Source organism: Fodinicola feengrottensis (genome assembly GCF_010993775.1).
Classification (GTDB): Bacteria; Actinomycetota; Actinomycetes; order Mycobacteriales; family HKI-0501; genus Fodinicola; species Fodinicola feengrottensis.
Map to the genome: position 1 here is coordinate 13,457 of NZ_WOTO01000051.1, position 12,958 is coordinate 26,414.

13 protein-coding genes and 3 pseudogenes are annotated in these 12,958 nt (G+C 68.0%); 6 read left to right on the forward strand and 10 right to left on the reverse strand.

What is annotated here, in order from left to right:
* The first annotated feature begins 572 nt into the window (after positions 1-572).
* The gene (locus GNX96_RS65705) at positions 573-1,601 is read left to right on the forward strand and encodes an ABC transporter permease (RefSeq protein ID WP_390624228.1); all 1,029 of its coding nucleotides are present in this window, start codon (positions 573-575) and stop codon (positions 1,599-1,601) included.
* Between the two features lie 602 nt (positions 1,602-2,203).
* Here the strand turns inward: GNX96_RS65705 and GNX96_RS35800 are convergent.
* Together GNX96_RS35800 and GNX96_RS35805 are read right to left on the reverse strand one after the other, a co-directional pair.
* A pseudogene (locus tag GNX96_RS35800) lies at positions 2,204-4,088 on the reverse strand (propionyl-CoA synthetase).
* 76 nt (positions 4,089-4,164) lie between these two features.
* Positions 4,165-4,689, reverse strand: coding sequence for a TetR family transcriptional regulator (locus tag GNX96_RS35805; protein WP_163572287.1), 525 nt, complete (start codon positions 4,687-4,689; stop codon positions 4,165-4,167).
* Between the two features lie 105 nt (positions 4,690-4,794).
* Between GNX96_RS35805 and GNX96_RS35810 the strand changes: the two genes are divergently transcribed.
* Both GNX96_RS35810 and GNX96_RS35815 read left to right on the forward strand, forming a co-directional pair.
* On the forward strand, positions 4,795-5,208 hold the full coding sequence (locus tag GNX96_RS35810) for an NAD(P)-binding protein (RefSeq protein WP_163572288.1): 414 nt from the start codon (positions 4,795-4,797) through the stop codon (positions 5,206-5,208).
* A complete protein-coding gene (locus GNX96_RS35815) occupies positions 5,097-5,924 on the forward strand; it encodes an FAD-dependent oxidoreductase (RefSeq protein WP_163572289.1) in 828 nt (275 codons plus the stop codon). The genes GNX96_RS35810 and GNX96_RS35815 overlap by 112 nt, the downstream gene beginning before the upstream one ends.
* On the opposite strand, the gene GNX96_RS57735 is transcribed toward GNX96_RS35815, so the two are convergent.
* Both GNX96_RS57735 and GNX96_RS57740 read right to left on the reverse strand, forming a co-directional pair.
* Positions 5,901-6,041, reverse strand: a complete 141-nt coding sequence (locus tag GNX96_RS57735; RefSeq protein ID WP_279582346.1) for a hypothetical protein — start codon at positions 6,039-6,041, stop codon at positions 5,901-5,903. The two genes, GNX96_RS35815 and GNX96_RS57735, sit on opposite strands and share 24 nt — an antisense overlap.
* Positions 6,028-6,797 (reverse strand): annotated as a pseudogene (locus tag GNX96_RS57740) (cytochrome c oxidase assembly protein). Before GNX96_RS57740 ends, GNX96_RS57735 begins: the two are co-directional and overlap by 14 nt.
* 263 nt (positions 6,798-7,060) lie before the next feature.
* Here GNX96_RS57740 and GNX96_RS35825 point away from each other — a divergent pair.
* A pseudogene (locus GNX96_RS35825) lies at positions 7,061-8,136 on the forward strand (NAD-dependent epimerase/dehydratase family protein).
* Positions 8,137-8,339: 203 nt separating this feature from the next.
* Here GNX96_RS35825 and GNX96_RS35830 read toward each other — a convergent pair.
* The 6 genes from GNX96_RS35830 to GNX96_RS57760 all read right to left on the reverse strand — a co-directional run bounded on the left by GNX96_RS35830 (position 8,340) and on the right by GNX96_RS57760 (position 11,498).
* The gene (locus GNX96_RS35830; RefSeq protein WP_163572290.1) at positions 8,340-9,365 is read right to left on the reverse strand and encodes a sensor histidine kinase; all 1,026 of its coding nucleotides are present in this window, start codon (positions 9,363-9,365) and stop codon (positions 8,340-8,342) included.
* Positions 9,362-9,601: a winged helix-turn-helix domain-containing protein gene (locus GNX96_RS61665; RefSeq protein WP_313885859.1), complete on the reverse strand. Its 240-nt coding sequence runs from the start codon at positions 9,599-9,601 to the stop codon at positions 9,362-9,364. The genes GNX96_RS35830 and GNX96_RS61665 overlap by 4 nt, the downstream gene beginning before the upstream one ends.
* The gene (locus GNX96_RS35835; RefSeq protein WP_313885860.1) at positions 9,528-10,073 is read right to left on the reverse strand and encodes a response regulator transcription factor; all 546 of its coding nucleotides are present in this window, start codon (positions 10,071-10,073) and stop codon (positions 9,528-9,530) included. The genes GNX96_RS61665 and GNX96_RS35835 overlap by 74 nt, the downstream gene beginning before the upstream one ends.
* Positions 10,074-10,077: 4 nt before the next feature.
* The gene (locus GNX96_RS57750) at positions 10,078-10,299 is read right to left on the reverse strand and encodes a hypothetical protein (protein WP_279582349.1); all 222 of its coding nucleotides are present in this window, start codon (positions 10,297-10,299) and stop codon (positions 10,078-10,080) included.
* Positions 10,300-10,306: 7 nt separating this feature from the next.
* Complete coding sequence (locus GNX96_RS57755; protein WP_279582350.1) at positions 10,307-10,879, reverse strand: hypothetical protein; 573 nt, start codon at positions 10,877-10,879, stop codon at positions 10,307-10,309.
* A 103-nt stretch (positions 10,880-10,982) separates the two neighbouring features.
* Positions 10,983-11,498, reverse strand: coding sequence for a hypothetical protein (locus GNX96_RS57760; protein WP_279582351.1), 516 nt, complete (start codon positions 11,496-11,498; stop codon positions 10,983-10,985).
* Positions 11,499-11,605: 107 nt separating this feature from the next.
* On the opposite strand from GNX96_RS57760, the gene GNX96_RS35845 reads away from it, so the two are divergent.
* Both GNX96_RS35845 and GNX96_RS35850 read left to right on the forward strand, forming a co-directional pair.
* Entirely contained in the window at positions 11,606-12,265 is a 660-nt protein-coding gene (locus GNX96_RS35845) for a glycosyltransferase family 2 protein (RefSeq protein WP_163572291.1), read from the forward strand.
* The gene (locus GNX96_RS35850; RefSeq protein ID WP_163572292.1) at positions 12,262-12,921 is read left to right on the forward strand and encodes a TIGR04282 family arsenosugar biosynthesis glycosyltransferase; all 660 of its coding nucleotides are present in this window, start codon (positions 12,262-12,264) and stop codon (positions 12,919-12,921) included. The genes GNX96_RS35845 and GNX96_RS35850 overlap by 4 nt, the downstream gene beginning before the upstream one ends.
* The last annotated feature ends 37 nt before the right edge of the window (positions 12,922-12,958 follow it).

Consider the following 12,958-nt stretch of genomic DNA (forward strand, 5'->3'; position numbering starts at 1 on the left):
CGCGCGGTGACCAGGAAGTCGCGATCGACGAGGTGGACGCTCAGCGTAAACATCCGCTCGGCAGTTCGGTGCTGATCGCCGACTACCGGACCGGCAAGCCGGTCAAGGCACTGATCGTCGGCGTCTCGGCGCAGGATCTCGGTCGCCCGGGTGGGATCGCGATGGTGGCCGCACCGGCGTTCGCCACCGCGCATCTGGACTCGACCACGATCTACGGCATGGACGTGGTGCTCACCGCTGGCACCCCGGTCGACGCGATGCTGCCTCGGATCGAGGCGACCGTCGGCGGCAACTATCAGGTAGAGACGGCCGCGCAGGCCCGGGCGAGCGAGCAGCCCAGCCCGATCGGCATCAGCAGCACGCTGTTCGTGATGTTCAGCCTGCTGGCGATGGCGACCGCGGTGTTGGTGGCCGGCGCGGCTTTCCGGGCGGTGACGGCGTCCCGGGTTCGGCGTACGGCGTTGCTCCGCGCGCTGGGCGCGTCCCGGCCGCCGCTGGTCGTGGTGACCGTGCTCGAAGCCGTCGTGATCGGGGTGGTGGCGGCCGGGCTGGCGGCTGGCGGTCGGGTCGGGATGGTTCATCTCGGTCGGCATGCTTTCGGTGCTGAACAGCGTCGGCGTGTCCGCGCTGCTCGGGAGCACCGGCGTGACGCCAGCCGTGCCCGGGTTGGTGCTGGCCACGGTGGCTGTGGCGTTGGGGGTCGCGGCGGCCGTGACCGCCGCGCTGCGGCCGGCCATTCAGGCCTCCGGGGTGCCGCCGGTGGCGGCGCTCTCCGCGGTGCCGGACGCCCCGGTCGAGCGTGGCGCCGGCGTCGCCCGGCTGGTCCTGGGGGCCGGCATCGTGCTGCTCGCCGGCCTGCTGGCGATGCTCGGCATCGCCGCCCGGAGCTTCTTCCCGCTGCTGGCGTCGGCTGTCTTCACCATGATCGGGCTATTCGGTGTGCTCGGCCCGCTGGTGGTGCCGCTGCTCGTACGGGTGCCCGGCTGGATCGCCGGCCTGGTCGCCCGGTTCCTCGGGCCGGCTGGTGCGGTCATCCGAGTCGCGGCCCGGGAGCCGTCCCGTACGCCGCCGTACGCCGCGCCGGGCGGCCGCCGTCGCGATGCCGCTGGCCGCGCGCTTTCTCGCTGCTCGCCTTCGGGGTGGTCGGCAGCGCCTCGCTGCGGGACGCGGTCGTTCGGCACAGCGACGCGGCCAACACCGCGGCCTTCGACACCGCCACCCTGCTCGGCTGGGGGCTGCTCGGCCTGTCCGTGCTGGCCGCCGTCAGCGGGGTGGTCGCGACCACCGCGGTCTCGATCACCGAGCGGCGCCGCGAACTCGCGCTGTCCCGCGCGCTGGGCGTTACCCGTACGGGCGTCGGCCTGCAGGTGGTCGCCGAGGCGATGCTGCTGTCAGTGGTCACCGCCGTCACCGGCAGCCTGATCGGCTACCTGTACGGCGTGGCCATCGTGTCGATGCTGAACCTGCCGACCGCGGTGGGCCCGCCGCTGCCGCTGCTGGCCTCCCTCGCGGCCGTCACCGTCCTGGCCGTGCTGGCCGCCGCCGGCCCAGCGATCCGCGGCGCGTTGCTCACCCCCACCAACGCTCTCGCCGACAACTAAGTGGTCTGGGCCGTTAGTCGGCTCCGCCACTTGAGTGCGGCACGCCCTGTACGTCACGCTCTGTTACCATTTACTTGCCCTATACCTGCCAGAGGTATGTCCGATTGTGACATTGTTGGCCGTTGGGGCGGTCGAATGGGCAACAACGTCACAATCGGACATAGCCGTCCGGCTATATATCCAAAATTTGGTGACCGGGCGCGAGAATCAGTCACCTCAGCCACTCCAGCCCTGTGTTGATCTTGGTTAGTTGGTCCGCCCAAAACGGACACTCACTCGATATGTCCGCTTCAGGTAGACCAGCTAACCAAGATCAACAACGGAAACAGTGGACGGTGACCGTCGGGCGGCAATCTCCACACGTACAGTCGCGACGATCGCAGTCAGAAAAACGCCCACTCTTGCGGAAAACCACGCACATCACACCAGTCACTCCAGCCCCAAAACAGGCCCCCCGAAATCGAGCGTTCACGACAGCACCGACAAAACGGCGCCACCCACCCAACGCATCAGCCAGACCGACCCCGTTCTTCCTTGAGGCCCCGCCCGGAGGGCAGACCTTGGCCTCCACCCCCGACGAACTAGCAGCCTGGACCACTAAGTCAGCGGCGAGAGCGCAGGACCGGGCGGAGCGCCTCGACCACAGCCGGGTCCTCGATCGTGGAGGGCATCGGCTCGTCCTTGCCATCGGCGATCCCGCGCATGGTTCGGCGCAGGATCTTGCCGGAGCGGGTTTTGGGCAGTGCGGCCACCACATTCACCTGCCGCAGCGCGGCGACCGCGCCGATCTCGTCGCGTACCCGCTGCACCAACTCCGCGCAGACGGTGTCCGGATCGGTGTTCACCCCGCTTTTGAGCACCACGAGACCACGCGGGACCTGGCCTTTCAGGTCGTCCGCGACACCGATCACGGCACATTCGGCGACCGCCGGGTGGCCGGCGAGCAGCCTCCATCGCGCCGGTGGACAGCCGGTGCCCAGCCACGTTGATGACATCGTCCATCCGGCCCATGACGTAGACATAGCCGTCCTGGTCGACGAAACCGCCGTCGCCGGTCAGGTAGTAGCCCGGATATCGGGACAGGTATTCGGAAACATAGCGGTCGTCGGCGTTCCAGAGCGTTGTCAGCGTGCCCGGCGGCAGCGGCAGTCGGATCGCCACCGCGCCTTCCACACCGGCTGGTACGCGGCGGCCGGACTCGTCCAGGATCTGTACGTCATAACCCGGCACGGGCACACTCGGCGAGCCCGGCTTGATTGGCACCCGATCGAGGCCACGCGGGTTCGCGCAGATCGGCCAGCCGGTTTCGGTCTGCCACCAGTGATCCACCACCGGCACGCCGAGAACTCTGCTGGCCCAGTCGTAGGTGGCCGGGTCGAGCCGCTCGCCGGCCAGGAACAACGTACGGAATCGGCTGAGGTCCAGTCGGGCCAGCGCCCGGCCGAGCGGGTCTTCCTTCTTGATCGCCCGGAATGCGGTCGGTGCGGTGAAAAGCGCTTTCACGCCATGCTCGGAAATGACCCGCCAGAATGCGCCCGCATCCGGGGTGCCGACCGGTTTTCCCTCGTACAGAACGGTAGTCGCGCCAATCAGCAAAGGCGCGTAGACGATGTACGAATGCCCGACGACCCAGCCGACATCGGATGCGGTCCACCACACGTCACCAGTGTGGACGTCGTAGATATTGGTCATGCTCCAGGCAAGCGCGACCGCGTGGCCACCGTTGTCCCTTACCACTCCCTTGGGTTTCCCGGTGGTGCCGGACGTGTAGAGAATATAGAGCGGATCGGTCGCCGCGACCGGTACGCAGGGTCGCGGGCTGGCGGTGGCCATCACTTCGGCCCAGTCCAGATCTCCCTTGCGCATCAACGCGACCGCCTGCTCGCGCTGCAGGACAATGGTGACGTCCGGTGGATTCCGGGCCAGCGCGAGCGCCCGGTCGACCAGCGGCTTGTATTCGATCACCCGCTTGCCTTCGATGCCGCAACTCGCGGTGACCAGGACTTTTGGCTGTGCGTCGTCGATACGGATGGCGAGCTCGGTGGGCGCGAACCCGCCGAACACGACCGAATGGACCGCGCCCAACCGGGCGCAGGCGAGCATCGCGATGACCGCTTCCGGGATCATCGGCAGGTAGATGACCACCCGGTCGCCGGCTACCACGCCCTGTTCTGCCAGCACTCCGGCGAAAAGCGCGACCTGGTCGCGGAGTTCTTGGTACGTGTACGTCCGCTGGGTGCCGGTGACCGGCGAGTCGTAAATCAGCGCCGGCTGCTGGCCGCGACCGGCGTCGACATGCCGGTCGAGCGCGTTGTGGCAGGTGTTGACACGGCCGTCCGGGAACCAGCGGTAGAACGGCGGCCTGGAGTCGTCCAGCGCCTGGGTCGGCGGCACGTACCAGCTGATCGCCTCGGCCGCTTCCAGCCAGAACCTCGCTGGATCGGTCAGGCAGGCGCTGCGCTGGTACGTCTCCCGATAGGACGGCATGGACGGGTTCCTCCAGGGTCAACCGACGGCATGTCCCCGTTGCCAGCCCACTGTCTCAGAGTCGCCGCCGGATGCGCTATTCGGCCAGGCCGGCGCGGATCCCGGCGAGGATGATTTCCAGCCCCGCGCGAAAACCCCGGTCGCGGTCGCCGCCGCGGGTCTGTTCCTCGATGGTGAACCCGTTGACGTAGCTGAAAATCGTGTCTACCGCGGTCAGCGCGGCTTGGTGGGTCCCGCCGGCCTTGACCAACACGTTGGCCAGCTGGTGAAAGGCTGCTTCGCCGGCCTCAGACGGCACTTGGAAGGTGGACATCAGCCGGGCGCCGTCGCGGTGCGCGAGCATCCCCGCGCGGGTGCCGATGGCGACCGCGCGGTAAACGTCCGCCCAGTCGCCCTCGAGGGCGTCCACCGGAATCCCACCGGAGCCGACGATGTGCCCGACGACCGCGTCCAGGAGGGCCTGCTTGCTGGGGTAATGCCGGTAGAGCGCGCCGGCCTGGACGCCGAGTTTGGCGGCCAGCTTGCGGGTGGTGAACGCGTCCAGCCCAACCTCGTCGAGCAGCTCGACGGCCGCCTCCAGCACCTCGTCCCGCCGCGCCATCCGCGTACCCCCTCCGCCTCGGCTCATCTTGCCAGTTGACAACCCGCGACCCGACTGTGAACATTGTTCACGTGAACAATGTTCACGTGACTGGAAGGATATGACATGAGACGCGTACTGGTGATTGGCGCTGGTCTTGGCGGGCTCGCGGTGGCGCAGGGGTTGCGTAAAGCGGGCATTGACGTGCAGGTGTACGAAAAGGACACCGATATCGAGGCGCGGTGGCAGGGCTACCGGATCGGGCTCCGGGAGTACGGCTGGTCGGCGTTGCGAACCTGCCTGCCGGCGGAGCTGTACGACCTGGCCTGGGCCACCTCCGGCAGCCTGGTCGGGCCCGGCCTGTTGTGGGACGAACAGCTGACCTGTTGGCCAGCGGCGATCAGATCGGTCCGCCAGAGGACGCCCGGGTGCTCGACCGGCACGTCTTTCGGCACGTGCTCTTCCGGGGCATGCAGGACCGGGTGCACTTCGGGAAGAAACTGGCCAGCGTCGACGAGACCGCCACCGGCGTACGGGTGACCTTCGCCGACGGCACGATGGCCGAAGGGGACGTGCTCATCGGCGCTGACGGCGGCCACTCGGTCGTACGCCAGCTGCTGCTGCCGCACTTCGGGTTCGTGTCCGCGGACCTGTGCGGCGCGATGGGGCGTACGCCGCTGACCGAGCGGTTCCGCCGGCTGGTCTACGGCCGCGGCACGATGGTCAAGGGGCCGCACCTGAACCTGATGCTCGGCCGGATGGAGTTCGCCAACGCGCCCGGTCCGCTCGGGCTGCCGCCGACCTCCAGCTATGTCCGCTGGGTGCTGCTGATGCCGCCGGACCACCCGGCCGCCCAGCCGACCGCCGTGATGCCGGACGTCCGCAAGGTCGTCCTGGAGCTGATCGACGGTTGGCATGAGGACCTGACCGACCTCATCAAACAGAGCGACGCGTTCAACAGCGCCATCGGCAGCCCGGTCCTGCTGGACCAGCCGGTGACCGCGTGGGACGCCGAACGCATCACGATGCTGGGCGATGCGGCTCACCTGACCATCGCCAGTGGTGGCAATGGCGCCAACACCGCGCTCCGCGATGCTGAGCAACTGACCCAGCGACTCACGAACGACGATGATGTGGTCGCGAGTTTGCGGGCGTACCAAACGGAAATGCTGGAATACGGCAACGAGGCCGTCGAGTTCGCCAAGGAAAATCAGAAGAACTTCGTTCCCGAGTCAGCTCCGGCGAAAGCGCTCTGACAGCTCCGGGTTGGTTTCCCACCACAACCTGGTCGGTTCTTCTTCGGCCTGGACTTCCTCGGCTTCATCCAACTGCTGATCGACTTTCGCCGCGTCTTTCGCGTCATCGGAGATCATCCGGCGAAAAAAGCGCGGCGAGGAACGGAAGCCCGGCAAGGTCGCCGCCGATCCACAGCACGCCGGCGCCAATGATCTGGTCCATTCGCAGGCTGGGGCCCCACGTACGGCCAAGTGCCGTGTAATACGCGGCGGCCACCACCAGGGGTCCCAGCCACAGCACCAAACCCAGGCCCGCGTCGAAAACTACCTCGACGAAGGTGATGGCGACCGCGATCAGGTGCGGGTATTTGCGCGGCATCGGGTCGATCTGCAAGCGGCCGTAGAAATAGACGAACCCGATCACCACAAGAGCCAGCCGGCTGAGTGCGTCGAGGCCGCCGTTGCGCAGAATCGCCTCGTACCAGCCGGTGAAATACAACAACCATGGCGTGGCCAGCAAAATCACCGAGCCAATTGGTGGGTACGTCAGCAGGTGGGCGACCTTGCCATTCAGGACACGGTCAAGTTTTGCCTTGTTTTCGCAGGCTTCCCGCAAGAGCGTGAGCGGCGCGCCCATCGCCAGGCGAAAGGCGTGATCATCAGCAACACGATGACCTGCACGGCCCGTACCCAGAAAAGCACGTCGTCGTACGCGCCAACGAAAGTCACCGACACCAGCAGCATGCTGCCCAGGCCACCCCCGAAAAACGCTGCTGACCTGGCCAACGGCCAGCCCGGCACGCGGCGCAGGGCCCACAGGTAACCGGCGCCGAGCGCGATGGCCAGCACCAGGCTGACCGCATCCGGCGTCCAGGTCGTCACCGCGGTTACCATCGTCAGCGGTTGCACATGCACGTCCGTACTCTCCTAACGCCGTTCTGCCAACGTACGCTCGCCGTTTCTGTCGGCATCCCGGAGGACCCTCAGATCCGGGGCGGCATTTTTCCTCCCTACCCACAGTCACCCACGCCCTCGTCATTCTGTCGATGCGGACAATGCCGCAGTTGCGGAGAGTGAATGGGCGGGTTTCTTACGGTCTGATGATGTAAGCCCGCGTACGGGCCTAAGCGAGTCCGTAGGCGGCTAGCGTCCAGACGGTGACTGTGTTGATCACCGGCGGCGCCGGTTTCGTGGGTTCGCACACCGCTGACCGGCTGGCCGCCGACGGCGTACCGATCCGGCTGGTGGACGCCCTGCTGCCGGCCGCGCACGGCGGCGACCCGCCGGCGTGGACCGAGCCGTACGGGCTGATCAGGGACGATCTGACCGACGTGGACACAGTCGCCGGAATGCTCGACGGGGTGGACGCGGTGTGCCACCTGGCCGCCATGGTCGGTCACGGCGTGGACCCCTCGGACGCGCCGGACTACGTCCACAACAACGACTACGCGACGGCCGTCCTGCTGGCCGCGATGGCGCGTACGGGCGTGCGCCGGCTAGTGCTGGCCAGCTCGATGGTCGTCTACGGCGAGGGCCGTTATCGGTGCGCCGAGCATGGCATCGTGGCAGCCGCGCCGCGCCGGCTCGCCGACCTCGCGGAAGGTCGCTATGACCCGCCCTGCCCGCATTGCGGCGGCTGGCTGAGAGCCCGGAGTTGATCGGCGAGGACGCGCCGGTCGATCCGCGAAGCACGTACGCGGCAACGAAACTCGCCCAGGAGCACCTCGCTTCCGCGTGGGCGCGACAAACTGGCGGCGCCGTGTGGGCCTTGCGCTATCACAATATTTACGGTCCGCGGATGCCACGCGACACGCCTTATGCTGGCGTCGCCTCAATTTTCCGTTCAATGCTGGAACGCGGCGACGCGCCGACCGTGCTCGAGGACGGCCACCAGCGCCGCGACTTCGTACACGTCACCGATGTCGCCGCCGCCAACGTCGCGGCGCTGTCGACGCCCGCTCCCGAGGGCCGGCTGGAGGCGCTGAACATCTGCTCCGGCACACCCCACACCGTCGGCGACTTCGCCACCGCGCTCGCAGCCGCGATGAACGGCCCGGCGCCGGTGATCGCCGGCGGAGCGCGGCCCGGGGACGTACGACACGTCACCGCCGACCCGGCCAAGGCCCGCGAAGTCCTCGGATTCCACGCCCGTACGTCCTTCGCGGCAGGCGTCGCCGCCTTCGCCACCGACGAACTCCGTGAGCCACCTCGTACGATGGCGCTCTCTACATAGGGTGCGGCGCGAAACTGTCGTACCCCTCGGGCAGATTTGCCCCCACCCAGTGACGGGTGGGGGGTGGGTTTGAGGACCAATGTTCAACTAAAAATTAAGGACTACCTCTCGACCCACCCCCCACCCGTTCAAAGGGAGGGGGAAAGAAAAACAGACACCTACGACAATTTCGCGCCGCACCTGCCGTTTCCGGCCGGGGAAAATCATGCGGCCTGGGTGGAGCTTTCCAGCGGGAGGCGGACTTCGAAGCGGCAGCCGGGGCCGTGGTTGCTGGCTGTGATCCGGCCGGCATGCGCCTCGACCAGGCCACGGGCCACCGCGAGGCCGAGGCCGCCGCCTGCGTCCGCGCCGCCGGGCGTACGGGCGGGGGTGCCTCGGTAGGCCACATCGAAGACCCGGTCGATCTCGTTTTCCGGGATCCCGCCGCAGGCGTCGTCCACCCGCAGCCAGGCCTCCGCGCCTTCGACGCCGGCGGCGACCACGACCGACCCGTCCGGCGGAGTGTGCCGGATCGCATTGGCGAGCAGGTTGCGAAGGACTCGGCCGAGTTCGGCGTCGCTGCCCTGGACCACTGGCCAGTCGGCGTCTTCGGCGGCGGCCAATCGCACGCCCTTGCGGGCCGCGCCGGCGCCCTCGGCGGCCAACGCCTCGGACACCACTTCGCCGAGCGACACCGCGGACAGGGTGAGCTGTAGGGCGCCCGCGGTGATCCGGGACAACTGGAACAGATCGTCGACCATCGCGGACAGCCGCTCGGTCTCGCGCCGGATGTTGCGGTTGTATTCGGCGATCTCGTCCGGCGAGGAAACGACCCCGTCCTCCAACGCCTCCGTCATCGCCCGGATACCGGCGAGCGGTGTTCGCAGGTCATGGCTGATCCAGGCGACCAGCTCGCGGCGGGATGACTCGAGCGTACGTTCGCGGGCTCTCGCCTCGCGCTCCCAGACGCTGTCCGCGGCGATCTGCCGGCCAAGCAGCAGCCCCGCCGGCACCGAGATGGCGGCCACCAGCAAGCACACCACGATGGTGTTTTTCAGTGCGGTGTCGAACATCAGGCCGTTGACCAGCAGCACGCCGGTCAGGGTGGCGAGCACCGGGACCAGCACCAGCACCGCGAGCGCGGTGGCGATCGACTGGCGGCGCATCCGCTGCAACACCAGGCTGCCGATCAGCACCATCGGCAGCGTGCCGACCAGCGCCAGCGGCGCGACGTGCAGGAAGAGGGTCATGAGGTGGTCCCCTGCGGGTCGTACCGGTAGCCGACGCCCCAAACCGTGGACAGCCGCCGCGGATGCACCGGATCGGTCTCGATTTTCTCCCGCAGCCGGCGTACGTGCACCGTCACGGTCGACTGGTCGCCAAAACTCCAGCCCCACACCTGTTCCAGCAGCTCAGGTCGGCGATGGACCTGTCCGGGATGTTTGAGGAAGAAGGCCAGCAAGTCGAACTCGCGGGTCGTCAGCACCAGCTCGCGGCCGGCGAGGACCGCTCGGCGGGCGTCCAGATCGAGGGTGAGGTCGCCGTCGGCGACCGTGCCAGAGGCCTTGTCCGCGTCGGCTGGCACGGCGGTGCGACGCAGCACCGATCCGATCCGATCCGATCCGTAGCACCAGCTCGCGCGGGCTGAACGGCTTGGTCACGTAGTCGTCGGCGCCAGTTTCCAGCCCCAGCACGCGGTCTTCTTCTTCGCCCAGCGCGGTCAGCATGATGACCGGGATGCTGCTCTTGGCGCGCAGCTGCCGGCAGACCTCCAGGCCATCCAGCCCCGGCAGCATCAAGTCGAGGACGACCAGGTCAGGTGGGTCGGCCTGGATAGCGGCCAAGGCGGCCTCGCCGTCGCCGCGGACCTCCACCCGGTAGCCGGCATGCGTCAGGTAGCGCTCCATCACGTCCCGTACGGTCAGGTCGTCGTCAACGACCAGTACGCGCGCGCCCATCAAGTCACCATCCTGTCGCGAGCAGATGATTGACCGCCAAGGCCAGGCCGGCCTGGGCGGCGAGCCACCAGCGGGTCTTGCGCACCGGGAGTGCCGCGCAGACCGGGACTATCCAGACCGCGAAGGGCAGCCAGATCCGCTCCACCTCAGCTTTGCTCAGCCCGGACAGGTCCGCCAGCACGACGGCCAGGACAGCAGCGCCGGCGAGCACCACCGCCGCCCCCATCCGGTCGTTACAATCGGATTCCGATTGTAACAACGGCGGGGGGTTTTAGCTGCGCAAACGTACTGCCGCGTGACAATCGGACACGACGCAGGCCGGCCACTGTGGCCGGGCCGATGACCAGCGCCAGCGCGGCGAAGTTGGCCCACACCCAGTACCAGTACGGCCGCATCGTCGCGATGCCCTGGTAATAGCGGACATGCACCAGCGCGATGCCCTGCCACCAGAGAAAGCCGGTCGCGCTGAAAGCCACCACCACCGCGACCACGCCCAGCCCGGCGATCAGCAGCGGACGGATCCGCCGGGTGATCAGGGCCACCGCGAGGGGCACCACACCGGCGAGAACGAGGCCGTACGACAGGTAAAGCCCGTAGCCGAGCAGCAGCCCGCCGCCGAGCGAGTACACCTCCCGCCACCGGCCGCGACCGACCGCGCCGACCGCGAAAGCGGCCACGCCCCAGGCCACCACGGCCGCGAAAATCGCGTCCGCCGACACGCCCATCCAGATCGCGCCAGGAAACAGCACTCCGAATGGCAGTGCCGTACGAGCGACCTTTTCGGCGCCGAGAGCGCGCAAAGTCACCGCGACGGCAATGCAGGCTGACGCCCCCGCGAAAATGCACAGCAGGCCGCCGCGATTCCTCCGCCACCGAGGCCGACCCGTTGCAATAGCACGAAAATCAGCGTCACACCGGGCGGGGGTGGCCGGCCACGTGCTCGGTCCACTGGTGTGGGCCAGCGACGATGCCGTCGGTGAAATGCGCCAGGAAAGCCCCGATGTCACGGATTTTCGGTACGGCACTGAGATATTCCGGCTGCCGCTCCAGGCGGCCCTGAATGCCGTCGCCCCAACCGTCCACCAGCGCAAGGAAAAAGATCCAACCGGCTGCGGTCGCGTACGCGACCCAGAGCAGCCGTTTCCAGCTGAGGCGGGCCGCCCATTCAGGGCCTTTGACCACCACCAGTGCGGCCAGCGCGAGCGCGGGCACAGTGCCCGGGCCGACATGCGGCGCCCACTGCGCCCACAGCGGTGGCCAGCCGGTGTACGGGCCGCGGCCGTTCGGGCCGACCGAAAAGTCGATCAACAACCAGCCGACGCCAGCGGCCACCGCCACGAGAGCGCCGACCGCGCCGACGGCGAGCAGGTCGCGGCGGGTGCCGCGATCCGGGCGCGCGCCAGCGCGGGTGGCAGTCGTCGTCACCCGGCTGACGCTAGTCAGTGAGCCGGCCACTCTCGGCGTTGTCGGGCAGTGCGTCACAAGACCGTAAGAAGAATCGGGCGCCGGATTCGGCCCTAGCCTCAGGTGACATGAGCCCACCCGTGGATGTCATCCTGCCGTGCCTGGACGAGGCGCTCGCGTTGCCGGGTGTGCTGCACGCGCTGCCCGCCGGATATCGGGCGATCGTCGTCGACAACGGTTCGACCGACGGCAGCCCACAGGTGGCGGCGAATTTTGGTGCCACCGTGGTGCATGAGCCCCGCCGCGGCTATGGCGCGGCTGTCCACAGTGGACTCCTCGCGGCCACCGCGGACGTGGTGTGCGTGATCGACGCGGACGGCTCACTGGATCCGGGCAAACTCCCGGATTTGGTGGCCGAACTGAACAGTGGCACCGATCTCGATCTCGCGGTCGGCCGCCGAGTGCCGACCAGCCGGCGGGCCTGGCCGTGGCATGCCAGGATCGGGAATTCCCTGGTGGCCTATCTGCTGCGCCGCCGGGGCGTACGAGTGACGGACATCGCCCCGATGCGTGCTGTCCGGCGAAAAGCACTCCTTGAATTGGACGTACGGGATCGCGCTTTCGGTTATCCGCTGGAATTGCTGCTGCGGGCCGGTGCGGCTGGCTGGACGATCGTGGAGCAGCCGGTCGACTACCGGCCGCGAACCGCCGGCACGGTTTCCAAGGTTTCCGGCTCTTTCCGGGGAACTTTGCGGGCCACCCGGGATTTCGGCCGGGTGCTGCGATGATCTGCGTTGTCCTCGCGAAAGCGCCGATTCCCGGCCGGGTCAAAACTCGGCTGTGCCCGCCGGCCACAGCGGTGGAAGCGGCCCGGCTCGCGGCCGCCGCACTGGTGGACACGTTGGCGGTCGTACGATCCTGCGCCTTCTTAAGACCGGTGGTCGCGATGGCTGGATCTCTCGACCAAGCCGAGTACGCCGACGAAATTCGCAGCGTACTGGCCGGAATTCCGGTGATTGGCCAACGTGGCCGTACGCTCGGCGAACGCATCGCGGCCGCACACGCCGACGCCTCGACCCTGTTCGCTGGCCTGCCATCTCTCCAGATCGGCATGGACACCCCGCATCTGACAGTCACCGATCTCGAAAAATCCGCCGGCCTGTTGGAAAACGCGGATGCGATGCTGGGCATGGCGACCGATGGCGGCTGGTGGATTCTGGGCCTGCGGCGGCCCGCGAACGCGCAAGCGATCGCCTCGGTGCCAACATCCCGCTCGGACACTGGCGAGCAGACGCTGAAGACTCTGCGGCGGCACCTAAAAGTTGCCATCGGACCCGTACTGTCCGATGTGGACACCATGGCGGACGCGTACGCATCAGCCGCTCTCGCGCCAGACGGCCGATTCGCGGCGGAGCTGGCGTCCGTCCTGGTGACTGACTCATGACCGTCGTCGGCACCGAATTCACCGCCGGCCTCAAGGG

Bases quoted from the DNA above. Each gene is read 5' to 3' on its own strand.
- GNX96_RS57750 (WP_279582349.1), bottom strand. From the start codon at position 10,299: ATGGGGGCGGCGGTGGTGCTCGCCGGCGCTGCTGTCCTGGCCGTCGTG.
- GNX96_RS57735 (WP_279582346.1), bottom strand. From the start codon at position 6,041: ATGATCTCCGATGACGCGAAAGACGCGGCGAAAGTCGATCAGCAGTTG.
- GNX96_RS35845 (WP_163572291.1), top strand. From the start codon at position 11,606: ATGAGCCCACCCGTGGATGTCATCCTGCCGTGCCTGGACGAGGCGCTC.
- GNX96_RS35830 (WP_163572290.1), bottom strand. From the start codon at position 9,365: ATGACCCTCTTCCTGCACGTCGCGCCGCTGGCGCTGGTCGGCACGCTG.
- GNX96_RS35805 (WP_163572287.1), bottom strand. From the start codon at position 4,689: ATGGCGCGGCGGGACGAGGTGCTGGAGGCGGCCGTCGAGCTGCTCGAC.
- GNX96_RS35850 (WP_163572292.1), top strand. From the start codon at position 12,262: ATGATCTGCGTTGTCCTCGCGAAAGCGCCGATTCCCGGCCGGGTCAAA.
- GNX96_RS35835 (WP_313885860.1), bottom strand. From the start codon at position 10,073: ATGGGCGCGCGCGTACTGGTCGTTGACGACGACCTGACCGTACGGGAC.
- GNX96_RS35810 (WP_163572288.1), top strand. From the start codon at position 4,795: ATGAGACGCGTACTGGTGATTGGCGCTGGTCTTGGCGGGCTCGCGGTG.
- GNX96_RS65705 (WP_390624228.1), top strand. From the start codon at position 573: ATGGTTCATCTCGGTCGGCATGCTTTCGGTGCTGAACAGCGTCGGCGT.